The sequence below is a fragment of the Vibrio panuliri genome, from assembly GCF_009938205.1.
Lineage (GTDB): Bacteria > Pseudomonadota > Gammaproteobacteria > Enterobacterales > Vibrionaceae > Vibrio > Vibrio panuliri.
In genome coordinates this window covers 1,391,371-1,415,335 of sequence record NZ_AP019655.1, presented here as the reverse complement: position 1 = coordinate 1,415,335, position 23,965 = coordinate 1,391,371, and the positions used below count along the sequence as shown (strand labels likewise).

Sequence of the window (23,965 nt, the reverse complement as noted above, 5' to 3'; positions counted from 1 at the left end):
GTGAGCCAGCGATATTGCATCGCTGGCTTGAGCGGCTTAGCCAAGAACATTGAGTTGTTTTTTCAACTGTTGCAGGGACTCTTTGAATTCAGAGACCTTAGCTTGCAGCGGTTTGAGTAGCGTTTTGCGCTGACGTTTATTCTTGCTTGATGAAGTGATTCGTCTACATAGGGCAACAACGTTAAACAAGATGGCACCAATGACACTGATTGAGAGCAGAGCCTCTGAATTGGCGAACATCCCCGCAATGCTGGCGATGAAAAACAGCAAGTTCCATCCCCACCAAGCGTTAGTTCCTTGTACATCAGAGTAGTTGGCGAATGATCGATCGTTGTACTCTTTATCTTTGGAAATGTTGTAAGCATATTCAAAGTAATAGTGGTAGTTATCTTCGCGCTCAAGGTAGCTATCGGCAATTGCTAACCAATCCCCCACATCAACGTCACCTAAGATATCTTCAGAAAGAGTAAATGTTGCCGTTTTGCCCGATACGTACTCGAGAATTACCTTGCCTTTCAACGTTGATGAGCGATTACGGTAACTAGAGTGTTGCGTGTCATAGGTAGAATATTGATAGTTGTTGCCACGATAATGTTTGGTTTCGGTCGTCGTTGTTGTGTGACGAGTGACATCAGAGACATCAGTATTGACCGATTTAGATTGAACTCGAGCCAAGATAAACTCATTGGTTAATGTCCAATGACGTGCGCCACTCAACGCATAGTAATGGGTATATTGGCCTTGAGAGTGGTAAGAGTATATTTCGTCGAGTCGTCGTTGAATATCGCTTACAGAAACCGAGGTTGGCGCGGATGCGACTTGTGCATGCTCACGTTGTGCCACTTCGTGAAGGGTATGGCTTGCTTCAAGAGTAGGTTCTAGTGAGCCAATCGCGCCAAACTCAGCACTTGAGCCATGTTGCTCGGTGATCGCTGGTGGCTCTTGCACCGCACTTTGGTTACCACAGCATATGCAGTATCCGCTGTTCTCAGGTAAGCGCGTATTACACTGAATGCAAATCACATCTGAAGATTGCTTAGGTCGCTCAATATTGTTGTAACCCAATTGATATTTGGTCACTTTTAATAGCTTGTTGAATGATGCGTTTAACGCTTCATATTGCGCAGTGGCGAAAGCAAATTTCTTTTTATTTCGTTTAAGTTCCAGAAACAGAACGATGGATGCGACGGCGATGCTTACCACCCAAGCAGCCTCAGATCCCGAGCGTGAACTAAATAGTGGAATGGCAGATAAAATACCGGCGACAATCCACAGCCAAGCCGTTTTTTTATGCGGGCTTGGGTAGAGATTTTCAACCGTATAGCACTGCCCGTCATCACCATGAACAACGACGCAGGGTGCCGCTTGGTCATCTTTAACAAACCTTTTCGCATCGCGGCTTTTTTTGTATAACAGATTCATAGTCGTTGGGTAATAGAGCGTAAGAATATCGCCACGACCAATGGATGCGGTGTATTTGTGTTCGGCTGAAATCGAGGTTTCGATTATCTCCCCTTGGTTGGTTTCTAGCTTGATCCACCAATATGAGTATTCGAGGTTTCGTGAAGAGTTTTTAGAGAAGCGTTTATAAAGTCTCGACTCAAGAACTCGGCCAGTTTTTGCTTCGGCTTCTTTGTAGTACTGCCTAACTTCATCGAAAATGTCTGGGCAGACATCTTCTACGCTGTGTTTTTTTGGCACGCTGCTGAGTGCTTCTCCACAGTCAGCACAGAATTTATCGCCATGAAATATCGTGCTTTGGCAATGTTTCATGTTATGTCCCTATTTGAATAGAAAAAAGGGGCAAATTACGTTGCCCCTTAGAATGAGAGAAATTAACGTATGTCACCAAGTAGCATTGGCTTACCAAAGCCGCGCAGGGTGGCATTACTTTGCTTAAAGTAATCTTTCCAGAAAGACTCCAACTTGTTCATCTTCTGCGCTGAGATGTATTGTTGGTTGCCCGGAATGACACCCGTACCGATAACGTAAATATCCGCCTGATTGAAGTTGGCAAACATTTGTGACGTTGAGACGCGGTCCAGCTCTTGTTGCGGATTGATCACGCGAGTCTGGTTGTTCTTGTAGAACGAAGTAATGTCTGAATTTTCCAACATGTCGCTGATTAGAAGCACGACTTTACGTTTGGCTGTTGAGTGCGTTAGCACTTGGTTGCTGATGTCACTCAACGTACCAATTAGCTCGGTGTTGGTTGGCTTCTCTTGCGGTTGAAACGCGGCTTTTAGCGAAATGCCCACTTTGTTCAGCATAAAGTTATGCTGCTTATCCAGACACTTATCTAGTGACTTTAGCACTGACTTCTTGATCTGGCTGCGATGATCATCGCTTAGCTGGGTATCAAGCTGACCATTAAATGCCACTTTGGTGTAACTGTCTTGTGCGAATGACGAAAACTCGACCAGTTGTACCTTGTCACCTGGTTGAATAAAGCGTTTCACGCTCTGGTACAACTCAGACTTGATACCTTGATCCAGCGAGTGAGCCATTGTTTTATCAACCAGAATAACCAGTTCGCGCTCGTTCGGTAGCTGGTAGTATTCTGCGGGTACGTCATTGGTACAGCTTGGTACGTCGTTACGCAGTGTCGCGGCATTCGCGATTTGACTCACAAGTGCCAGCGCTGCGCATACGGCTAATGTTACTTTTTTCATGATTCTCTCTTTTTATGACGTCATCGCTTGCTTTTGCAGGCGAGCAAGGCGTTCTTCTGCCGTTTCTGGCTTAGGTTCATTGCTGATGGCTTTAAGCGCAGCAACAATTTGCTCGTCAGTTAAGCCGTCAAGATCGTTGTTTTTCACTTTATTGATAATATCAACGTCGCTTAGGAACGATTCTGCCGTTGGTGCCATTTCCGGTTGAGGAACTGGTTGAGGTGCAGGTTGGTACGCTGGCTCTACCGCTGGTTGCGCAGCTGGCTGCATCATTGGCTGAGGTGCTGGTTGTGGTGCCATTTGCGGCGCAGCTTGTTGTGCTGGCTGATACTCTGGATATTGAGTTTTAATCAACTCCGGTGTTTCGGCGTTCTTCAAAGCACGTAACTTGTAGTAGTTCAAGAAGTTGCGGCTTGAAGGATTATTTGCTGCGTAAATAACATGTTGTTCGCCAGCACTTCTTTGTGCGTTAATTGCGATTTTGCTTTGTAAGTGTGAAAGCACACTTTGAGCCACGCGCTCAACGTTAGCTTGCTGCGCTGCGTAGTACTCAATGTACGCATTGACGTTAGAGAACTTATACGTTGCATCGTACGCTGCTGGTGATTCTTTACCCGAGAAGGTCGACTTGAAACCAAGGTAGATACTGTATGCTTGCATCGCGGCAAAAATAACCGCTAGCATGATAAACGTCATCCAGCCGCCACGTTTGTGAGCATTAATTGCATCTCTAAACGCTTTATCTTCCGCCTCGTCATTGTAAGCAGTGAGTTCTGCTGGTGCGCTTTCAGCGAATGGGTCTTGCACATCAAATGGGCTACCCATGCCTTCTTGTTCATGACCGCTGATCTCTTCGATCGCCAGTTTTTCAAGAACTTGACCACGCACGTAGGTAGCACCTACTGCGACGATAGAAATGAACACAACTGTAACGATGCTCATTGTCCAAGATTTAGTAAAACCAGCGTTTGCTTTCGCTAAACGGTTTGCCATTTGACGCCAGCTTGGCTGGTTATCATCAAGCGCATTGGTTTTTGATTTCAAGCCGATGTTAAGATCTGGAGCAATCACACCTGGTTTTTGTGGATCATGGTTCCAATGCAGACGTACTTTACCGATTTGTTGGTTGCGGTAAAGTTCACCACCCATTGCGTGGGTAAAGCCAACCAACAGCACACTGATCAATAGGGCAATACCAACAGCGGCTTGGATTTGAATTGACTCACTGCCGTCTTGAATGGTGAAGCCGGCTAGAACATAAGCAAAACCAGCCGCTTCGATGAGTACCATGATTGATAGACCAAGCCAGGTATACCATTTCATTGGCGAAATACCGGTATCGCCGACTTTGTTTAGGTAGCGGCTTGATTGCTCGTAGTGGTACTCGTCTGCATTATACTGGTCGTAAAAAGGTAGAAAGCTGTTGCAGACTTCGCGTTCTGAGTTAAACCAACGCTGATCATCAAGCCCCAGTCTTTTTGATAGGCGTGCGTTTTTACCAATTAATGGCAGACGGTAGTACATCGCTTTTAAATATAGATTGATGATATCGCGATTGCTTAGGTAAACAACGATAGCAACAATAATTGAGCTGATACCCGCCACAAGCATGCGGTTGAGTAATAGCCAAGTTGTTAGTTCACTCATGATTTGATTTTTCCTGGTTTGTAGTCTGCAATCATCAAGCCTTTAGGACCTTGATAGTAGATTTTGCCCGCGAACGCACTAAACACACCTTGGTTGTGTTTTTTGTCTACTGCGATGTCGATACATTTGATTGGGTAATTTTTGTCTTGCACGAATGCTCTGTAGATAACGCCTTCAGAACCGTTGTAGATGTTGACATCAACGGCTTTGAGTGTTTTTTGAGGCTTCACTTTCTTATTCGAAGCGTAATCCTCATAAACATAAATAGATGGGCTTTCTGTTGCTTCTAGTGTGCTACGGTCAACCGCCAGTGGAGCCAGTGCGACCAGATGATCATTGACTTCGCCACCCCAAGCGGTGCGGTTCATACCGGGTAAGTAGTCAGTGGTACGGCGTGTATCGTCACTGATTTTGAACACTGGAGTCGTGACACTTGGCTCATCATAAACGCAGGATGATTCTTCCAGCGTATTAGCAACTGCTTGGCCGATAATGGAGAAACTGTTGCTTTCACGCGCGCCAATGTAGACGAACAGATTCTCATCCGTACCACGATACGCTTCACCACCAAAGTCAACAAAAGAGCGGCTATTGCTGCTACGACGATTGTTTTTATCGATCACGTCATGCATGGCTGCTGTACTTTGTGTCGACGTCGCTTGGCCTTTCGCCACTTGTTGGCTAACGGTTTTACTGCGCTTAGCGATGTTATCGGTGGTTCTGAGTTTCGCGTAGCTTGGCTCCGTTGCTTTGTAGCGAACGTAGTTGGTCACGTACTCTGGTTTATTATCTAAGGTCACCACTTCGATGCGTCGGTTTTCAGCACGGCCTTTTGCAGAGTTGTTGGAGGCAATAGGTTGCGACTCACCTGCACCGTAGATATAGATGTTCTCTTTTGGAATGCCGTTACGGATTAACTCGCGGGCAACACTGCTGGCGCGTTTTAGCGACACATCTGCGTTGACCTTGGCTGAGCCCGTATTATCAGTATGGCCGACGATCAATACGGCGCTACCGCTTGGTTTAACGGTTTCCGCATACTGGCTAAAGAAGCGCTTGTGCTTGCGGCTTGAGATGCTGGTTTGCCCAGAACGGAAGATATCACCCTTAACCGTGGCAGAGAGACCAACGACCTCAGAGTCACCAACAACTTGCTCTATTTTTTCAGTATTGCCGGATGCTTCAGCTTCAATAATCGCTTTAGACTGCACCACCACCATGCTGTCGACTTCGTCATCGTCTGGTGAACCGATGCGCTCAAATTCGACTTCAACGTCTTGTTTGGCTGCGGCTTCCGCCAGTTTTGCTTCGCGTTGTGCCCAGTAATAACCTACAGAACAACCGACAAGTGCACCAACACCAGCACCGATCCATGTTCCTTCTTTACCACCAATAGCTTTACCTGCAAGACCACCAACGATCATCCCGCCAGCACAGCCGATCAGAGTGGTGGTACTAATGCCACCATAATCTCCAGTACTTGAACAACTGGTCACGGCCAACGAGACACTGACCGCAATAGCTACTTTCTTAAAGTTCTGCATCATCTAATTCCATGCATTTATAAACGATGTTATTTGCTCGGTCATTGACCCAACGAATTGAATATTGGTCGCCATCAGGCGCGATTTCTAGCTCTTGCTGCAAGCCACTTTGAGGCTCTTTTAGGTGATAGCGCCAAAGGTTGTCTTCTTGCGTCACGGCGAGAATTTGAAATTGATAACTTATGTCACTAGGCATCCCTAATGCTTGTAAAGGCTGGTTAAAAGTGGTCATCAGGTTGACCATCTTTGTGTCAAGCGAAAAGTTGAACGTTGTGACTTCTTCGCCCATGCGCATTTCGCCTGAATAGTGGCGACAATCAGGCGCGGGAAAAGGTGCAAAAAAGACATAACCAATGGCAATAGCGGTTAGCGTTGCTATCGGCAGTAAGACCTTCTTTAAACTCATTTTTATTGTGACTAAGCAGTATTAATAGTGATCAGTCGCAGGGGGAATTGGGGGTGGTAAATGATCTGATTTAGAGCCGTCCATAGAAAACCTTTGCTTACTGATGAAATTATTATTAGTGAGTGTTTTTTTGTTTAGAATTGTTACAAACATCATGCGATTGAATCAAGGAGGGCTAGCTATAAAGTTTAGTTATGTTTTATAAAGTGTGAGACATATCAACTAACTGCAATGTGTTCAATTGAATAATTGCGCGTTTAAGTTGTGGAAATGTCATGGTTTATGTGATGTTCTGTTGAATATTTATGGGGTAATTTCAAGGAGTCGCTTTCGGCTTTGAAGGGGCTTCACAAAGCTTATGATGGGGTCGCAAACTTATCTTGTTCTTGATACAAAATTATGATTTCAGAAAATGCTCTGTTCCGGCGAATATGCGCAGAAGATTAGTAAACGAAAGTTCGATTTGACGACCAATAAGCAAAGATGGAATGAGAACGCAGACACGGTTTATTTTCGTCTCAAGTATGGTAATTGCGCTTTGATTTATGCTTAATATACCCAAGTAATCTCAAGGTGCTTGAGTATGAATGGCGACTGAGTCATAGAAAGGAATGTTATGAACATTGAGCATTTAAAACTATTTGTCCGTTTGGCCTCAACGCACAATATCAGTATGGCTGGGCAAGAGTTAGGTCTATCACCAGCGGTAGCCAGCTCTCATATCAATAAACTTGAAGAAGGGCTCGGTGTTCGATTAGTTCACCGGACGACTCGCAAAGTATCGCTTACCCAAGAGGGCGAAGCATTTTTGCCCCATGCAGAAGATGTTTTGGCTAGTGTGGATGCAGCGAAAGGCGCGATTGGTGTGGGCCAGGCTTCCCCAAGTGGCACACTGCGCGTAACGGCCCCTGCGTCTTTTGGGCGTATGCATTTGATGCCTGCGTTAAAAGCCTTTTTGCAGGCTTACCCTGATCTCAATGTCGATTTACGTTTTTCAGACTCGGTATTGGATTTGGTTGAGGGCGGTTTTGATATCGCAATTCGTATTTCCGAGCTCAAGGATTCAAGCCTAGTGGCGAAGAAGATTGCCGACGATCCTCGAATTGTTTGTGTCTCACCAGATTATCTTGCCAAGTACGGTGAACCAACTCATCCCAGTGATTTAGTTCAGCACAATTGCATTCTTTTGATGGGGATGGACAACTGGGTGTTTGATACGCCCGAGGGCGCTATCACAATTAAAGCAAAAGGCACTGTTCGCGTGGACAATGGTGATGCAATGCGTGACGCCACAACCGATGGTCTGGGTATTTCCATTAATTCAAAATGGAGTGCCTACAAGGAGCTGAATTCGGGAAAGCTAGTTCAAGTTTTACACCAGTACCCGTTGGTTTCTAATGCCGCGATTTGGGCGGTTTATCCAAGTTCCCGTTTAATGGCTCCTAAGGTACGTGCATTTATCGACTATTTTGCTGAGTTTTACGGCAATCCTCCTTACTGGGAAAAAGAGTCATAGCCACTAACCAACAAAGCCCTTCAATTGAAGGGCTTTGTATTTTCATCGCGACTTACCAAGAATAAGTCTGGATAACGTTATCTTGTGCCATTGGATTGTTCTTAATTGCACTGTTCACATTGTTGAGAAACCAGTTGCGAGAATCCAGCAAGTAACCTTTGTGTTGAATAAGGTTGTTGCCGTGATCTCCCCAGTAAAAAGTATCAATATTTAGGTTTTCCAATAGGTACTTTTCTTCCTCTAATACCTGCATTTGCGTTGGCATAATAAAGCGTCCTTGTTGTACATCGCGTTCCATTTCAGTGCCGGGTTGAACGGCGAGAGCCATTGGCGCAATATGTTCAGGCTGCATGATATTAAGAATATCCGTTGTGGCAACAATGTGCTCTTGAGAGCGCTCACGACCACCCAAACCGAAAATAAACGACAGTAACATTTCAATTCCCGCTTCCTTTGCCATCGCCATGCCTTCGATAGCTTGCTCTGGTGACATGCGTTTTTTGATTTGCTCCAAGATTAAGCGATCTCCCGATTCCAAACCGGAGTAAGCCATGTTCAGACCAGCATCAACGAGTTCTTTGAGTTCTGCTGTCGTTTTACGGCGAAAGTCATTTAATCCGCTATAGAGAGAAATACGTTGGCATTCAGGGAATGTCGAACGAAGTTTATCTAACACTTTCAGTAGGTAATCGGTACGCGCTGCCATCACATTGCCGTCAATCAAGAAGATTGATTCAACATGGGGGTAAAGTCGTCTGGCTTGTTCGATGTCCTTTAAGACATCCTCTAAGTCACGTACTTTAAATCGCTTATCGTCAAACATGCTACAGAAAGTGCAGGTGTTAATACTGCATCCTAACGTTATTTGAATCAGAATACTTCGAGCCTCAATCCATGGTCGATATACCTTGCCCTCATAGTTCATATTGCTTCTCCGGTTGAAGTCATCAGTGGCGAGAGTGCCAACTCAACGAGACTTGGACTGTGCCATCATCGATGGCGATTCGATGCAAAGAGTGTATCAATAGGTTCTTTTGTTGATAATAAGCGTAAAAATGGAATGACTTTATAGTTTGTGTTGATAATCGGTGTGTGGTTGTGGTGAGCTATCTTGCAGACATGAAAACACCCAGCCTAAGCTGGGTGTCCTTTGCAAAAGATCGTTTATGCAAGTTGTGCAATTTGATTCTCTATTGCGCTAATGACTTGCTTTACCTTCGCTTCATCAAACGCTTGAGAATGTGGCTTAGCAAATGCTTCAATGTCGTTATCAAAATATTTGCCGTGTGCGGCGTCAAACTCTGTTGATAGTGCGGCTCTTACTAAGATATCGGCTCCTAGCTTTAAATCCCCACCGGCAACACCATAGGCGTCTTTTACCATCTTACTACCAAGGAATGACTTGGGGTTAACGGCAACAATCATTGGGCCTTTGTTTTGGTTTGCTAACCCTAACGAGCGCGACCACATGGTTAAGGCGAGTTTACTTTGAGCGTACGCCTCACCGTCACCAAGTGTTTGTACACCCTCTAAAGCTGAGAGGTTAACGGGCGCTTGTGCAGCGGAAGATAAATTAACCACGCGACCTGATGTGCCAAGCAAAGGGAGTAATTCTTTGGTAAGGTAGTATGGCGCAATGGTGTTGACCACAAAGCGTACATCTAGCCCATCGTTGGTGATGGGGTTACCAGTACTAAACACACCAGCGTTATTGATTAGCACATCAATTTTACCAAAACGTTCAGCAAGCTCACTTACCATCGAAGTCACCGACTTTAAGTTGGAGAGATCGGCTACGACTGACTCGACTTTTGCTTGGTTAGAGAGTGCTTGAAGTTTGGTGACAACATCGGTGGTCTTTTGGGGATTACGACCGTGAACCACAAGATGATGACCTTGCTCGACTAACATTTTTGCTGTCTCTAAACCAATACCGTCAGTTGCGCCGGTAACAACAATAATTTTTTGCATGATGATATTCCTGTAAGTCATTGGCAGTAGGGATTATGCAAGCGCATCCAAGCCTTCGATAAGGGCATGATGGCTGATTGAACCTGCAGTGCGAGCTTCTAGATGAGGCACATACTCAGGGTCTTGCATAAAGTTGAGTGCAGCTTGGCGCGAGGGCCACTGGATAATAATACGCAAGGCTGGGCTTTCACCGTTGCCTTCTAGCCGTTCATGATTGCTAGTTCGAGCGATGTTCTGACCACCGTGTTTGGTGACGAGTCGGTTCGATGCTGCCAAATAAGCAGGGATCCAATCTTGACTGGTTGGGGTCACTTCAAGAACTGAGTAGTAAATCGACATCGTCTTTCTCCATATACTTCGGCTCGTTATTGAGCGGATATATTTAGAATACTTGAATCAGCATAGATGATAAGTCGCGGATTTTAGGAAAGACTTTATAGTTTTTGTTGAAGATAGGCGAGATCAAGCGAATGGGAATGTGTCAAGGGTATAGCGCCCCAGCAATGGAGCGCTGCCTGTTACTTAAAAGTGGTAAGTGCCACTCACACCAAATGTTCGGCTTTGACCAATCGCCGCTCTGTTACCGCTATTGTTGAAGTAGATAATCTCTTCATCAGTTAAGTTTTTCACGTAACCATCGATGACGAAATCGTTAATCACGTACTGTACTCTCGCATCGACAGAGACGTAATCGCCTGCTTTATACTCATCGGTATTGGCAAGGTCAGAGTAGTATTCGCCCACAAAGTAGACATCTGAGCCAAAGGAGAAATTCTCGCCAATGTATTGTGTAAAGCCTGCTGCAACATTGATTTCAGGTGCATTGGGTAGTTCTGAACCAGAGAAAGACTGGTCATCACTTAACACTTCTGATTTTAGGTAACCCACTGAGCCGCGAAGTTGCGTGCTGTTGGTAACCCACATATTGGCTTCAAGTTCTAGGCCATAGGTTCTAGCATCATTTATGTTGGCAATGTATGCACTTTGGACAAAGGCTTGATAATCGGTGTAATCATTGTAGAAAAGGTTTGCGCTAAGTTGTCCGGAATCAAACTGAGTTAATAGTCCCATTTCGTATGCAATGACAGTCTCTTCATCGTAAGTGTAATATGCATTGGTATCCCAGTTTACAGACGCACCTCCGGCATTGTAGCCCTTGCGAATAGTCGAGTTAAAGGTAGTTTGATCGTTTAGATAGTAGATAAGTCCTAGCTTTGGTAGGAAAATGTTTTCACTAGTATCCTGACTAAAGTCGTTTGTTGTATTCAAATAGTCGAGTTCACGGTCAATTTTCTCGTTCTCAAATCTCGCTCCACCAACAACTTTTAGACTTGGGGTTAAGGTGTAAGTTACTTCACCGAATGCGGCAGATGTAATTGTCTCATTAGGGCCATCAAACATTCGGTAAACTTGAAGCATGGTTTTGTTTTTTGAGTAATACAGACCTGCAACACCCTGCCAATCGCTGCCAGGTGAGTCAAAGAGTAGACGGTTTTCTAATGTAAGATTGTCAATATCCGACATGACGTTAAACACTCTAGCGTTATTTGGGTACTGATCGAATCTTACATCTGTCATCAAATAACCAATATGTAACGCATTAGTAATTCCTTCGGAGATTTCATAGTTTATATCTGCTGCAATCGTTTCGACGGTTGAATCTTGTAAACGAATAAGGCTGCGTCGTGCTGCATCAAGAGTGAGTGTTTCTTCGTCGTATTCTGTTGCCCAATTTAGATATTCGCCTTCATGAGATTGTTTGTTATAGGTTAGTTTTGCTGAAAGGCCAGGAATATTCTTGGGTTGCCATAGTAGTTTGGCTCGTCCATTGATATTTTCTGAGTCATCAAGATCTGGTGAATAGTCAAATTCATTATTAGCTTGTTTATAGTTAAGCCATCCTTCACCTTTTGTCCCATCGATAGCGATGCGAAATGCAAGCTCGTCTTCGATCAATGGCCCTGACAACATTACGGCAAGGTTGCCTTTAACGTTGTTATTTTTGTATTGCTCGCCACCGACTCGAACTTTAGATTCCCAATGATAAGTAGGATCGTTGGTTTGTACAATTAACGCGCCGCCAATGGCATTGGTACCTTGCGCTGTAGATTGAGGACCTCGTAATACTTCTACTTGTTTAACATCCCATGCTCTGCTTGGTGTAAAGCCATAGCCAGACCAACTCTGTGTTATACCATCGACAATAGTTGATACTCTGGGCCTTGCTCCACTAAAGAAAGCATAGCCTCCGACGGCAGCACCCGAGCCATCAATACCGCGAATGCTGATTGTTCCAAACCCACTATCAACAACGTTGGGTGCGATTGTGGCAAGTTCATTGATATCTTTTAGCTCGCCACTTTCTGTTAGTTCTTCACCGATTACTGTAACGGCAGTCGTTGTATCGCGGAGCGATTTATCAATTCGTTCACCAACGACAACAATCGTTTCTGGTTTATTTATTTCCTTTAGAGGGGCGCCAAGTACGTATGTTGATGCAAATACACTGCTGGCACCAATTACAGCGGTAATTGATATTCGCAAGGTGCTTTTTTCACTGCATTTGATAGTTTTCATATTATTCCTGCTTGTTATCTATCCATATAATTCGACCGAATGATAAACAGCGGATATTATTTGATCAATAACAATTATGATAATCATTCGTATTTATTGTTGATATTGTGCGAGAAATGTTGAGCACGACTTGGAAAAGAAGTTCTTTGAATAAACTATATTGGGGAAGTAAGGCGGTTCATCTATGGTTAGGTTGCGACACTTGACTGCTAGAGCAAATTAGTGGGAATGCTCGAAACATTGCATCATGAAGTTAGGCTCAATTAAGTAAAAGACGCGATCATCGCGTCTTTTTAGAAGTTCAGTGGTTAACTTTCAAATGAAAGCTTATTACCAAAGGCTTGTTGCCAGTCTTTTTCGAACTGTTCGACCGCTGGTTGAACTGCTGGGTGAGCGAACATCTGCGCCGCAACATCAACGGGAAGCGTGATCGCTTCAATGCCGAGTTTCATCACTTCCATCGCCTGTTGGGTATTCTTAAAGCTTGCCGCTAAAATTTTGGCTGGTAATTGGTTTTGATCCAACAGTAGTTGCAGGACTGCAACGACTTCGACGCCATTGCCATTCATTGCATCGATGCGATTCACATAAGGGGCCAGATAATCAGCACCACATAGTGCGGCTAAAAAGCCTTGTTGAGCTGAATAAATTGCCGTGGCAAGAACGGTAATGCCTTCTTTTTTCATTAGTTTTATGGCGCTTAGACCCACCTCGGTGGCAGGAACTTTTACCACCATATCGTAAGGAAGTTCATTAATTTGACGGGCTTCTTCAAGCATACCTTCTACTGTTGAACTGACGACTTGCGCGTGGAATCTCGGCGTACCTCCAAGAGCATCCTGCATACCTTTTAAGGTTTCATTTAATCCTTGGTTTGACTTCGCCAAAATGCTTGGGTTAGTGGTCACGCCTTTTAGTGGTAGGCAAGCATTAAAGCGGGTGACTTCTGCCACGTCAGCGGTGTCTAAATAGAGTTCAATCATAGTTCTACCTTTATACAAAATCTTCGTTTTGATGATGGGATCACTATAGATCCGACTATCCGTTCAGATCTTGATTTCGATCAATTGAAATTTCATTTGAAAGTATAATAATTTCATTAAATGAAAGTTAAGCGTGAAAACGAAGCCATCAAATGAAACCTTCTATTGTGCTTAACAGCAACATTCCAAGAGGTCTGACAGAGATGTATTTCAATATTCAGAGGTTCTCGACTCATGATGGTGATGGGATTCGCACCATCTTGTTCCTTAAAGGGTGCAGCTTGTCTTGTCCGTGGTGTCAAAACCCAGAGAGTCGCAGCGAAAAACGCTCACTACTGTTTGATCAGCGTAGTTGTTTAGAAGAGTGTCAACTGTGTATTGCCGCTAGCCATAAAATTGGTTGTACCGGGATCTCGCGTGAAAACAATCAAATCATTGTTAATCGCAAAGCCATAAACCAAGAGCAATTGATCGCGTTAGAAAATGTCTGCCCAACCCAAGCCCTGAGTGTTTGTGGCCAACAAGCAGAGTCTGAAATGCTCTTTGAGTCATTGATGAAAGACAAACCTTTTTATGACCAGAGTCAAGGGGGCGTGACATTCTCTGGTGGAGAGCCCCTGATGCAAGCGGGTTTAGTGACAGAGTTGGCAAAAAAACTAAAGCAAAACAATGTCTCAACGGCGATTGAATCCTGTATGCATGTGCCGTGGAAACACGTAGAGCAAGTCGCGCCTTATATCGATTGCTGGTTAGCGGATCTGAAACATACGGACGATGAAAAATTTCTCAGCTGGGCTAAAGGGTCGTTAAAACGCATCAAAGAGAATTTCCGTCAGTTGGCTCCAATTGCAAAACGGATCGTTATTCGCGTGCCTGTTGTGTCTGGCTTTAACGATACCATCGAAGAGTTACAACAGATCATCGATTTTGCAGCTTCACTTGAAAGCTGCCAAGAACTCCATTTGCTGCCGTACCACACGCTAGGCATCAATAAATATCGTTTGCTTGATATGCCTTATCTCTGTTCTGACAAACCATTAAACAATCCAGAGCTGTTAGAGAGTGCACAAACATACGCAAGTAAACATACCCAACTTAACGTGATTGTAAGAGGTTAACTATGAACCTGAACCACCTTCCAGAGCGCATCAAAGCGCATAAATCGGCTTTGGTCAACATTGTCACGCCGCCAGTTTGTACCGAACGCGCACAAGCTTACACGCGAGCATATCAAGCCAATGAAGATAAGCCTGTTATTGTTCAGCGTGCTTTAGCTTTGCAAGAACATTTACGTACTCGTACGATTTGGATTAAACATGATGAGTTAATCGTCGGGAACCAAGCAAGTAAAGTGCGTGCGGCACCTATCTTCCCTGAGTACACAGTGCGTTGGATTGAAGCGGAAATCGATGAACTGGCCGATCGTCCTGGAGCGGGTTTTGCTGTGAGTGAGCAAGACAAGCAGAGTATCCACGCCATTACACCATACTGGCGCGGCAAAACGGTGCAAGATCGCTGCTATGGCTTGTTTACCGAAGAGCAGCAAGAGATTTTGGCAAGCTCTATCATCAAAGCCGAAGGGAACATGACTTCTGGCGATGCGCATTTGGCGGTGGACAACGAGAAAATCCTTAAACTAGGTATGAACGGCTTACTTGATGAGGTTCGCCAGCATCGTAACCAAAATGATGTTTCAACTTTTGACGGTTTGAAAAAAGAGCAGTTTTACAAATCAGTCGAAATTGTCTTACTGGCGATTCAAGAGCATATGCTGAGCTATTCTGAGCTTGCTCGTAAAATGGCACAGGAGGAGACAAGAGCGGAGCGAAAATCTGAGCTTGAAACCATTGCCGAAAACTGTGCTCATGTCGCTTATTACCCACCGGAGAACTTCTGGCAAGCTCTGCAACTGAGTTATTTTGTGCAGTTGATGCTGCAAATCGAATCTAATGGTCACTCGGTTTCGTTTGGTCGTATGGACCAGTTCCTAAACCGTTTTTACGTAGCGGATATCGACAGTGGCGCACTTAACAAAGCGTTTGCGCTCGAACTGCTGCAAAGCTGTTGGCTAAAACTACTTGAAGTGAATAAGATCCGATCAGGTGCGCACTCCAAAGCGTCAGCAGGGTCTCCGCTATACCAAAACGTCTGTATTGGCGGGCAAAAACTTGATCTTAACGGTCAACCTGTTGATGCGGTTAATCCGCTATCGTGGGCGATTTTAGAATCTTGTGGCCAACTTCGATCAACTCAACCGAACCTAAGTGTTCGCTATCACGAAGGGCTAAACCAAGAGTTTTTGATGGGCTGTATTGAGGTGATCAAATGCGGTTTTGGCATGCCTGCATTTAACAACGACGAGATTGTTATCCCTGAGTTTATTAAGCTTGGTGTGGAAAGAGAAGATGCGTATGACTATGCGTCTATCGGTTGCATCGAAACGGCCGTTCCGGGTAAATGGGGCTACCGTTGCACAGGTATGAGCTTTATTAACTTCGCTCGTATTTTACTTGCAGCCCTTAATGAAGGTGTGGATGCAACGACAGGCAAAGCGTTCCTGCCTCACGATAAGTCGTTAGCGAAGGGTAATTTTGATAATTTTGAGCAAATTGCCACCTCGTGGGCAGAGCAAATTCGTTATTACACGCGTAAGTCAATTGAGATCGATACGGTAGTGGATACCGTTTTGGAACAGCAAGCACATGATATTTTCTGTTCAGCGCTTGTTGATGACTGTCTAGTGCGCGGGAAAACCGTTAAAGAGGGCGGGGCAAAATACGATTGGGTTTCAGGCTTGCAAGTGGGCATCGCTAACCTAGGCAATAGTTTGGCTGCTATTAAACATTTGGTGTTTGATGATGCGCAGATCACTCAACCTGATCTTGCTAAGGCGCTGGCAGAGGACTTTGCTGGCGCTGAGAATGAGCAGTTACGCCAACGCTTAATCAACTTTGCGCCTAAATATGGCAATGATGATGATTATGTCGACCAATTGCTGGCTGATGCCTATCAAGTTTACATCAATGAGCTTGAACAGTTTGTGAATACCCGTCATGGGCGAGGTCCGATTGGTGGCGGTTACTACGCAGGGACTTCGAGTATTTCTGCCAATGTGCCATTTGGTGCTGCGACGATGGCGACGCCAGATGGACGCAAAGCCAAAACGCCGCTTGCTGAGGGAGCAAGCCCAGCTTCAGGCTCTGACCGTTTAGGTCCAACGGCAGTATATAACTCTGTTGGTAAGATTCAGGCGAATAAGATCTTGGGTGGTGTGCTGCTTAATCAGAAGTTAAGCCCGGCAGCGGTTGAGTCGCCAAGTGACAAACTAAAATTGTCGATGTTGATTCGTACTTTCTTTAATCACCATAAAGGTTGGCACGTTCAATACAATATTGTCTCGCGTGAGACGTTACTAGCGGCGAAGAAAAACCCTGAGTTGTATCGTGATTTGGTCGTGCGTGTTGCCGGTTATTCCGCTTTCTTTACCGCGTTGTCGCCGGATGCACAGGACGATATTATCGCTCGAACAGAGCACGAGTTGTAAATCACTCGCAAAGTTAAGCTCGCCATTACCATTACTTGAGTATTAACTTTCACTTTAGTTTCAAATGAAAGAAAGAGGCATTATACTGATGCCTCTTTTTATTTCTTCAAGTTAACGTTATGAATCCAAGACAAAATGAAATTCTGCAGATCGTGAATGACCGTAAGCGTGTTCAAGTCACGGAGCTTTCAGAGCTAATTGGTGTCTCAGGTGTAACGATTCGCCAAGATCTCAACTTTCTTGAACAAGAGGGTTACCTTAAGCGAGTGCATGGTGCCGCAATGGCGTTGCAAAGTGATGATATTGAAAGCCGCTTGGAAGTGCGTTTTGATATCAAACAAGCATTAGCGAACAAAGCGGCCGATTTGGTTAAAGCCAATGAGACCGTTCTGATTGAAGGAGGCAGTGCCAACGCTTTATTAGCGCGCACGCTTGCCGAACGTGGGGATGTGACCATCATTACACCATCAGCTTATATTGCCCATTTGATTCGAAATACCTCGGCGAATATTATTTTGCTCGGTGGCGTGTATCAGCATCAAGGTGAGAGCTTAGTCGGGCCATTGACCAAGCTGTGTATTGAAAACATTCACTTTAGTACCGCTTTCTTAGGCGTCGATGGTTTTCATCAAGATACCGGGTTTACCAGTCGAGATATGATGCGCGCGGAGATAGCGTCGACTATTTTGGCAAAGAGCCGACGCAATATCATTTTGACTGATTCGAGTAAGTTTGGGCAAATCTACCCATCGACGATTGGTCACACCAATCAGATTTCGATTTTGCTTACTGATAATCGCCTGCCTGAAAGTGACTTAAACTATCTGCAAAGTCATGGCGTTGAAGTCATCCTTGGCTAATTTCCCCAGTTTGGTGGCGTTTAGTCACCAAACTGCCATCGCTCAATAGCACGCAGGTAATTATCCATATCATGGTCTTTAATTCCGTCGAATCCAGCCTCTTTGATATCATCTAATACCCCCACCACTTGGTCGACAAAGCGGAACCAGAAGCCAGACTCTTGGTGGATATCTTCTTGCTCAGAAATATAGAGATAGCTTCCTACATGGCTATAGCCCATTATGCGGGCTGGTACTCGCGTCACAACGTCGTTGTTATTGTGGAAACGGAAATAGCGCGATTTGCACTCCATATTAAAGATTTGCGCGGTTTCGCGAGTTAATGCTCTTGGCTGACCAAAGGTATAGACGCTGGTAAACGGCTTGTCTTCATGGACAAACTTCGCTGCTGCCATGGTCGCCATTGCGCCCCCCAAACTGTGTCCGGTGAAAAATACCGGTCGAGCTTTGGCTTGCTGCAACTCTCGAAGTTTTTTATCCATTGGTTGCCAAACATCTTCTAAGGATTTCCAGAAGCCGCGGTGGAACTCACCAAACAGTTGTTTAGTAGCAAATGCATTTAAGTTATCGAGCCAGTCTCTAATTTCATCTGTGCCACGAAAGGCAAGACACAAGTAATCTTGATGTTCAATTAACGCAGCTTGAGCGCTGTTGTTATTACATGGATAAACTTCGACAAATTTTGCATCTTGTTCTTGTAGATTGGCCAGGATTACCTCTCGATTAGGCGTCGGGTCATCGTTTGAAACACACTGGTAGACTTCTTTGGCTATTTTCGCCATCCAATAGGCGTTGGCATCATTGAGTGATGTTGTGTAGGGCTTGATAGGTTTGCTCATACCGTTTCCTCCGTTGCTTAGTTGATTGCCTGTGCATCGTGATACCCAGTACAACCAGACAGCGAAGGGTATGCATGTTAGACGTCTATCGCCTAACCTAAAGTTGAGCGCAAACCTATTCACTTTATTGCATTTGCAGCTAGGGGTTTTTGCCTAACTCACAAATATCAAAGCTTGAAAACATTTCATTCAACTTTGGGAGCTCTGCTTGTTTTCGAAGGTGATGTCTGTCTAACCCACCACCAGTATCTAGTGACTGGTGTTATCCAGCTCTTTAGTTTCAAGTGATTGCTCATAGAGTGATTTGATAGTCTCTCTTAACCAAATTAACTTAGGGTTGTACGCATTGCGTTTATGCCAGATTAGCGTGAATGGTGTAGAGAGTTTATCTCTTAGCGGTTGATCTATTGGGATCGGCAGACAAACCAAATCAGGGTGGAGGCTTTGCACATAGCTAAGGGCGTATCTGGGAGCAGTCGTGAGCATTTGATGGTTTGGTTGAGCTGCCATAAAAAGAGATTGCTCAAAACTCGACATGGTTAAAGCAATATTTCGCTGTAAGCCAAGTTCGGTGAGCACGTCATCTAAAGCCCATTTCTCGTTTCTTTCCCAGAGAATATTGATGTGTGGGTAGCGTAAAAAAGCGTCGAGATTCCATGGGTGAGAAAGAGCAGGGTGGTCTTTACGTAAATAGACAACGGGGATGTCTGCCGAGAGCACTTCAAAATCGAGAAAGTAAGGCAGAAGATCGAGAGATTCTTTGGACATTGGGTGGCTCTCTCGCCCAGTAAAGCCAATATCGGCTTCGCCAAGAATAATCGCATCGAGAGAGTCATAGTCCCAGTTGCTCGTTTTTACTTTTGCGTCAGGATAACGCTGGCGAATCTTTGTGAGTAGTTTGCTTAAAATGGTGAGAACGAGTGGGGACTCAATACATAGATCAAAGCGCATCCCTTTAGCGGCAACATCACTGCGTTTTTCTGCAATTTGACTGCCTATTTGCAACCAGTCAGCCAACTCTTGCTCCATGCTTTGTGCCAAAGGCGTGGGAGCTAACCCTTTTGGGGTTTTAACAAATAGCGGGTCGTCAAACCAATCTCGGAGTTTGTTGAGCGACTTACTTACTGTTGATGGTGTCAGGTTGAGTTTTTTTGCTGTTTTAGAAACACTGCGCTCTTGCAAAAGCAGTTGCAACGTAAAGAGCAAATTGAGATCAAGACGCGCGAGAGATTTCTTCATAATGATTTTCTTGTGTGGCCTGAGGAGTCCATAGTATTAGAGGTAAGCTGATTATGCCACCCGACACAGTGATTAAAATTAGCATATTCAGAGCGTTAACACCTATCAAACCCATCAGCCAAATATAGAATGCAGAGCAACAGACTTGGGCAATCGCGAGTAGTGAACTCGCCACGCCAGCGCGTTGTGCAAAAGGTGTGAGCGCTTGGCTCATGGTCACTCCAAAACCAATTGAAAAGCCAAAGCAAATGAGACTACAGCCAATTACGTAGCTCATGTAGGTATCGAAATGAAAATGCCCCATTGCCAACACGACTGCTGCCACCAAGAGAAGCGATTGTGATGTCAGCATTAATGTGCGCTGCTCAAGATACCGCAGGGCGATCGGTGCTAAAAATGAGGTGAGCATGCTAATCAATGCCATCCCCGCCATCATCGAAGAATAGTCTGCGCGGCTAAGCCCGAGCTCACCCATGATGATGATTGGCGAGACATTGACATAGGTGAGAATCGTTGTGACTCCGATTGCCGAAATCAGTAAGCGACTGAGGAAAAAGCGATTGATAAAGCATTCTTGATTTTGCAATGAGGAGAGACATTTCACTTGAGTGTGGTGTCTGGTCTCTTTCAGGATCATCGTGCTGATAAAACAAACGGCTATCCCCATTCCTGCCATGACGTTAAACAGCGTTTGCCAAGGGAATTGGAGCATGATTAGGTGCCCAACAACTGGGGCAATAACGGGGACAATACAGGTAATACCGTTAATCATCGAAAGAACTTTGGCTCGGCGTTGGTCATCAAGGCTATCTCGCAAAATGGCAAATGCGACGACATAGCAAGACCCAGCGCCAATACCTTGGGTAAATCGAGCGATAAAAAACAGCGTGGTATCTTGCGCCCATCCAGCGAGAAGTGAAGCCATGATGAAAACGAGTGAACCAACAACCGCCACGGGTTTTCGCCCCATACTGTCTGCAATTTTACCGGCGAACAACATAGTGACTGCCATTCCAACGAGGTAGATAGAAAACGCCATATGTAGGTGTGATTCGCTGGCATTTAAGTCCACTGCGATTTGGGGCAGTCCAACCAGATAGAGATCAATCGCGGTAGGGTAGAGCAAAACAAGAAAGAAGCTAGACAATAAAACTCGAAACATAACAACCTCACTAAATGTTGCTGCTGATAATAGTGAGGTTGGGTTGAGGCCTCGAGTGGTAACGACGACACTACGTATGTCCATTTACGACATACGGGTATCAATGTCCATTTACGACATACGGGTATCAATGTCCATTTTCGCCTTTGGCTTAAACAGTGCCAAGAGTGGAATGAGGCACAAGTATGAGAACAACAAGAAACCAAAGGTGTAGACGAATGCCGTTAAGGTTGACTGTTGATGAAGTAAGTTTTGTATTTGTGCTAAAAATGTCGGGTCGGTTATCGCTGTGCCTTGGGCATGAGCGGCCTGTTGTAATGCAGGGTTAGTTGGTGAAAGTGCTCCGCCTAACTCATGCCATTCTTGTTGCTGGGTGCGTGAGAAGTAAGTATTGACTATTGAGATGCCAAAAGATCCTCCGATGGTTCGGCACAAGTTAAATACTACTGCGCCGCCAATCGTATCTTTGGGGGCAAGCGTTGCATATGCTAGCTGACTTAATGGCGCGAATACCAAACCCATTCCCGCACCTTGGAAGATACTTGGAAGTAGAATCCAATAGATATCGATATCCAGGGAGTATTGAGTCATAAAGTAAGTACCGACCACATTGAGTGATAAACCAATCACGATAAGTAGCCGCGCATCAATTCTGTCCATGTAACGTGCAAGAGCAAGTAATACTATCGCGGAGGTTAGCCCACGTGGTGCCATCATAAACCCCGTAGTTTCTACAGGGTAATTGAGCAACTGCTCCAGCATCATAGGCTGCAACTGAGTGATACCGAACATGCCCATTGAAAATCCCGCCATGACGATGCAGGACATCGCTAAGTTTCTGTCACGCAGTAGCCATATCGGGGCAATATCTCCTTTAGTGAGGATTGAACGACCAATAAAGAACACCATGGCAATACCGCTGATAATGGTGGCGAGCAGAATTTGGTTGGATTGGAACCAGGATTCTTCGTTGCCTCTATCGAGAACCATTTGTAGTAAGCCGATACCTATCGTCATCGCAATCACGAGCGGCCAATCTAGTTTGCTCTCTCCACGTCCATCGAGTTTGACGAAAAAGTAGAGCAACGCTAAACAAATTGCACCAATTGGCATATTGACGTAAAAAATCCAGCGCCAGTCCATATTTTCGGTGATGATGCCACCCAATGTCGGACCCAGAATCGGGCCAAGTAATACGCCGACACTGAACAGCGCCATAGCTTTGCCGCGCTGACTTTTAGGGTAAATTTGAACCATGATCGATTGTGACAGTGGGATCACTGAAGCTCCAAATGCCCCTTGCATAATTCGGAAAGTGACCATCTCAGCGATTCCGTCTGCTTGCCCGCACAAAGCTGAGGTGACGACAAAGCCACTAACGGAAACCAGCAATAAACGGCGAATACCAAATTTCAGAGCCAGAAAACTTGCGAGCGGAATAAATATCGCTTCTGCCATCGAGTAAGAAGTAAGAACCCACGTGACTTGATCTGAGGTAACGCCCAATGCGCCCATCATATGAGGCAAGGCGACGTTAGCGATGGTCATATCAAGCAATACCATGATGGCTGAGAGCATAACTGCTAACGTCACCAGCTTCCGTGTCCCCTCACTCATTACATTGGCTTCTTCATCCTCTGAATCTGCCATGTGTGCTAATTCAGCCATTTTAATGCTCTTGCTGGTTTGGTCGCGTAGAGGATGAGTCAACGATGGTATCGATTGTTACCGTAGCGCTAGCACCGACACGTAATGGAAAGTCAGGGTGCTCAGTTTCGTTGGTTAATTGGATCAAAATTGGGAATCGTTGCGGGATCTTAACCCAGTTACCTGTGGCGTTTTCGGGCGGAAGCAATGAGAATGATGAGCCACTTGCTGGTGAGATGGCTTTGACCGTGCCGTGGTATTGTGCATCAGGATAGAGATCTAACTCTACAGTTGCTGGCATGCCATTGGTGATGCGTTCGAGTTGGGTTTCTTTAAAGTTTGCTTGCACCCAGAAGGTATTATCTTCAACCAATGGAACCATCGCTTGTCCTGGAGAGACGATGCTTCCGACATGGGCAGTGAGTTTACCCAAGTGGCCGCTTTTAGGCGCAAAGATATTGGTGTAAGAAAGCGCTAAGCTTGCTTGACTTAACGCCGCAGCTGCTTGTTTTACTTCTGGTGCATCCTTACCTTGTGCACCTTGCGCTTTGATTAATTGCGACATATTTGCTCGCGCGGCAATCACGTTTTCTTCAGCGCTGGAGAGTTTTGCTTTGGCATCATCGAGTTGTTGGGCAGGAAGCAGTTGCTTGTTGACGAGATTGGCGATTCGTCGATAAGTGGATTGAGCATCCGCAAGTAGGGCAACGGTACTCTTTACATTGGCACTCGCTGCGAGTATCGCATCATCAGTTGCTGCGTTGCTTTGAATCGCAACCTCATATGCGGCTTGGGCTTGGTCAAGTTTAGCCTGAAAAGGAGCAGGGTCGATTTGATACAATAAATCCCCTTGAGCAACTTGCTGGTAGTTCGAGACGTTGACATTGATTATTTTGCCGCTGACTTGCGGAGCGATATAAATAATATTGGCATGTACATAAGCGTCATCGGTACTTGGGTAGTTTTTCTGATGCTCTACATAAAAGTAGCTAGCGGCAGCAAGGACTGCAGCAACAATGGCTGTGATGAATAGATTACGAAAGAAATGGGACGATGCGGTATTTTCACTCATTGTTATCAACCAACTCGTTGAGCCCCTAGTCGCAGGAGCTCTCAATTGACGCAGGATTGCGTTGTTACAAATTCTTACACAAATATTAGATCTAGCTCACGTTGTCTACAACGGCTTTGGATAAAAAAGAGACGTGCTGACTGGTCAGAATGCTTTACACCTAGAAATGGCTTTTAATTTAAACAGATTACTATGGAGAGAGACCAAAGTAGTTGCGATAGAAAGAGTGGAGTATTTTGCGAAGGCAGGTCATCCAGCGGAGCAGTTATAAAAAGAGAGGGACACC

General features: G+C 45.1%; 19 protein-coding genes. 4 read left to right on the top strand and 15 right to left on the bottom strand.

The features are described from left to right. Nucleotides 1-36: 36 nt before the first annotated feature. The 5 genes from GZK95_RS21050 to GZK95_RS21030 all read right to left on the bottom strand — a co-directional run bounded on the left by GZK95_RS21050 (nt 37) and on the right by GZK95_RS21030 (nt 6,269). Nucleotides 37-1,773 carry a hypothetical protein gene (locus GZK95_RS21050; RefSeq protein ID WP_075714470.1) on the bottom strand — a complete coding sequence of 579 codons (1,737 nt, stop codon included), beginning with the start codon at nt 1,771-1,773 and terminating at the stop codon, nt 37-39. Nucleotides 1,774-1,835: 62 nt separating this feature from the next. Then, nucleotides 1,836-2,672 carry a hypothetical protein gene (locus GZK95_RS21045; protein WP_075705561.1) on the bottom strand — a complete coding sequence of 279 codons (837 nt, stop codon included), beginning with the start codon at nt 2,670-2,672 and terminating at the stop codon, nt 1,836-1,838. 12 nt (nt 2,673-2,684) lie between these two features. Beyond that, on the bottom strand, nt 2,685-4,319 hold the full coding sequence (locus tag GZK95_RS21040; RefSeq protein WP_225623961.1) for a PT domain-containing protein: 1,635 nt from the start codon (nt 4,317-4,319) through the stop codon (nt 2,685-2,687). After that, entirely contained in the window at nt 4,316-5,866 is a 1,551-nt protein-coding gene (locus GZK95_RS21035) for an OmpA family protein (protein WP_083626185.1), read from the bottom strand. The genes GZK95_RS21040 and GZK95_RS21035 overlap by 4 nt, the downstream gene beginning before the upstream one ends. Next, nucleotides 5,850-6,269, bottom strand: coding sequence for a hypothetical protein (locus GZK95_RS21030; RefSeq protein ID WP_075714474.1), 420 nt, complete (start codon nt 6,267-6,269; stop codon nt 5,850-5,852). The genes GZK95_RS21035 and GZK95_RS21030 overlap by 17 nt, the downstream gene beginning before the upstream one ends. 616 nt (nt 6,270-6,885) lie before the next feature. Here GZK95_RS21030 and GZK95_RS21025 point away from each other — a divergent pair. Next, nucleotides 6,886-7,785: a LysR family transcriptional regulator gene (locus GZK95_RS21025; protein ID WP_075714476.1), complete on the top strand. Its 900-nt coding sequence runs from the start codon at nt 6,886-6,888 to the stop codon at nt 7,783-7,785. Between the two features lie 52 nt (nt 7,786-7,837). Here the strand turns inward: GZK95_RS21025 and GZK95_RS21020 are convergent, their stop codons facing one another. The 5 genes from GZK95_RS21020 to GZK95_RS21000 form a co-directional block, all read right to left on the bottom strand. Next, nucleotides 7,838-8,710: a radical SAM protein gene (locus tag GZK95_RS21020; RefSeq protein WP_075714478.1), complete on the bottom strand. Its 873-nt coding sequence runs from the start codon at nt 8,708-8,710 to the stop codon at nt 7,838-7,840. A 239-nt stretch (nt 8,711-8,949) separates the two neighbouring features. Continuing rightward, nucleotides 8,950-9,777, bottom strand: coding sequence for an SDR family NAD(P)-dependent oxidoreductase (locus GZK95_RS21015; protein WP_435594135.1), 828 nt, complete (start codon nt 9,775-9,777; stop codon nt 8,950-8,952). 12 nt (nt 9,778-9,789) lie between these two features. Further along, nucleotides 9,790-10,095: a DUF1330 domain-containing protein gene (locus GZK95_RS21010; protein WP_075714482.1), complete on the bottom strand. Its 306-nt coding sequence runs from the start codon at nt 10,093-10,095 to the stop codon at nt 9,790-9,792. Between the two features lie 183 nt (nt 10,096-10,278). Next, entirely contained in the window at nt 10,279-12,333 is a 2,055-nt protein-coding gene (locus tag GZK95_RS21005) for a TonB-dependent receptor (protein ID WP_075714484.1), read from the bottom strand. A 308-nt stretch (nt 12,334-12,641) separates the two neighbouring features. Further along, nucleotides 12,642-13,316, bottom strand: coding sequence for a fructose-6-phosphate aldolase (locus GZK95_RS21000; RefSeq protein WP_075714486.1), 675 nt, complete (start codon nt 13,314-13,316; stop codon nt 12,642-12,644). Between the two features lie 203 nt (nt 13,317-13,519). Between GZK95_RS21000 and GZK95_RS20995 the strand changes: the two genes are divergently transcribed. The 3 genes from GZK95_RS20995 to GZK95_RS20985 all read left to right on the top strand — a co-directional run bounded on the left by GZK95_RS20995 (nt 13,520) and on the right by GZK95_RS20985 (nt 17,720). Continuing rightward, entirely contained in the window at nt 13,520-14,434 is a 915-nt protein-coding gene (locus tag GZK95_RS20995) for a glycyl-radical enzyme activating protein (RefSeq protein WP_075714515.1), read from the top strand. Between the two features lie 2 nt (nt 14,435-14,436). After that, entirely contained in the window at nt 14,437-16,860 is a 2,424-nt protein-coding gene (locus GZK95_RS20990) for a formate C-acetyltransferase/glycerol dehydratase family glycyl radical enzyme (protein ID WP_075714488.1), read from the top strand. A 119-nt stretch (nt 16,861-16,979) separates the two neighbouring features. Continuing rightward, on the top strand, nt 16,980-17,720 hold the full coding sequence (locus GZK95_RS20985; RefSeq protein ID WP_075705543.1) for a DeoR/GlpR family DNA-binding transcription regulator: 741 nt from the start codon (nt 16,980-16,982) through the stop codon (nt 17,718-17,720). 20 nt (nt 17,721-17,740) lie between these two features. Here the strand turns inward: GZK95_RS20985 and GZK95_RS20980 are convergent, their stop codons facing one another. From GZK95_RS20980 to GZK95_RS20960, 5 genes are all read right to left on the bottom strand, one after another. Continuing rightward, a complete protein-coding gene (locus tag GZK95_RS20980) occupies nt 17,741-18,559 on the bottom strand; it encodes a lipase family protein (RefSeq protein WP_075714490.1) in 819 nt (272 codons plus the stop codon). 249 nt (nt 18,560-18,808) lie between these two features. After that, on the bottom strand, nt 18,809-19,798 hold the full coding sequence (yidZ, locus tag GZK95_RS20975; protein WP_075714492.1) for an HTH-type transcriptional regulator YidZ: 990 nt from the start codon (nt 19,796-19,798) through the stop codon (nt 18,809-18,811). Then, nucleotides 19,773-20,960, bottom strand: a complete 1,188-nt coding sequence (locus tag GZK95_RS20970) for an MFS transporter (protein WP_075714494.1) — start codon at nt 20,958-20,960, stop codon at nt 19,773-19,775. Before GZK95_RS20970 ends, yidZ begins: the two co-directional genes overlap by 26 nt. A 111-nt stretch (nt 20,961-21,071) precedes the next feature. Beyond that, nucleotides 21,072-22,610: a DHA2 family efflux MFS transporter permease subunit gene (locus GZK95_RS20965; protein WP_232061585.1), complete on the bottom strand. Its 1,539-nt coding sequence runs from the start codon at nt 22,608-22,610 to the stop codon at nt 21,072-21,074. 19 nt (nt 22,611-22,629) lie between these two features. Then, nucleotides 22,630-23,679: an HlyD family secretion protein gene (locus GZK95_RS20960; RefSeq protein ID WP_075705535.1), complete on the bottom strand. Its 1,050-nt coding sequence runs from the start codon at nt 23,677-23,679 to the stop codon at nt 22,630-22,632. Nucleotides 23,680-23,965 lie beyond the last annotated feature (286 nt).

Coding starts and splice junctions, on each gene's coding strand:
- GZK95_RS20990 (WP_075714488.1), top strand. CDS start 14,437: ATGAACCTGAACCACCTTCCAGAGCGCATCAAAGCGCATAAATCGGCT.
- GZK95_RS21020 (WP_075714478.1), bottom strand. CDS start 8,710: ATGAACTATGAGGGCAAGGTATATCGACCATGGATTGAGGCTCGAAGT.
- GZK95_RS20995 (WP_075714515.1), top strand. CDS start 13,520: ATGTATTTCAATATTCAGAGGTTCTCGACTCATGATGGTGATGGGATT.
- GZK95_RS21045 (WP_075705561.1), bottom strand. CDS start 2,672: ATGAAAAAAGTAACATTAGCCGTATGCGCAGCGCTGGCACTTGTGAGT.
- GZK95_RS21030 (WP_075714474.1), bottom strand. CDS start 6,269: ATGAGTTTAAAGAAGGTCTTACTGCCGATAGCAACGCTAACCGCTATT.
- GZK95_RS21040 (WP_225623961.1), bottom strand. CDS start 4,319: ATGAGTGAACTAACAACTTGGCTATTACTCAACCGCATGCTTGTGGCG.
- GZK95_RS21005 (WP_075714484.1), bottom strand. CDS start 12,333: ATGAAAACTATCAAATGCAGTGAAAAAAGCACCTTGCGAATATCAATT.
- GZK95_RS21050 (WP_075714470.1), bottom strand. CDS start 1,773: ATGAAACATTGCCAAAGCACGATATTTCATGGCGATAAATTCTGTGCT.
- GZK95_RS21035 (WP_083626185.1), bottom strand. CDS start 5,866: ATGATGCAGAACTTTAAGAAAGTAGCTATTGCGGTCAGTGTCTCGTTG.
- GZK95_RS21000 (WP_075714486.1), bottom strand. CDS start 13,316: ATGATTGAACTCTATTTAGACACCGCTGACGTGGCAGAAGTCACCCGC.
- GZK95_RS20960 (WP_075705535.1), bottom strand. CDS start 23,679: ATGAGTGAAAATACCGCATCGTCCCATTTCTTTCGTAATCTATTCATC.
- yidZ (WP_075714492.1), bottom strand. CDS start 19,798: ATGAAGAAATCTCTCGCGCGTCTTGATCTCAATTTGCTCTTTACGTTG.
- GZK95_RS20965 (WP_232061585.1), bottom strand. CDS start 22,610: ATGGCAGATTCAGAGGATGAAGAAGCCAATGTAATGAGTGAGGGGACA.
- GZK95_RS21010 (WP_075714482.1), bottom strand. CDS start 10,095: ATGTCGATTTACTACTCAGTTCTTGAAGTGACCCCAACCAGTCAAGAT.
- GZK95_RS20980 (WP_075714490.1), bottom strand. CDS start 18,559: ATGAGCAAACCTATCAAGCCCTACACAACATCACTCAATGATGCCAAC.
- GZK95_RS20970 (WP_075714494.1), bottom strand. CDS start 20,960: ATGTTTCGAGTTTTATTGTCTAGCTTCTTTCTTGTTTTGCTCTACCCT.
- GZK95_RS21025 (WP_075714476.1), top strand. CDS start 6,886: ATGAACATTGAGCATTTAAAACTATTTGTCCGTTTGGCCTCAACGCAC.
- GZK95_RS21015 (WP_435594135.1), bottom strand. CDS start 9,777: ATGACTTACAGGAATATCATCATGCAAAAAATTATTGTTGTTACCGGC.
- GZK95_RS20985 (WP_075705543.1), top strand. CDS start 16,980: ATGAATCCAAGACAAAATGAAATTCTGCAGATCGTGAATGACCGTAAG.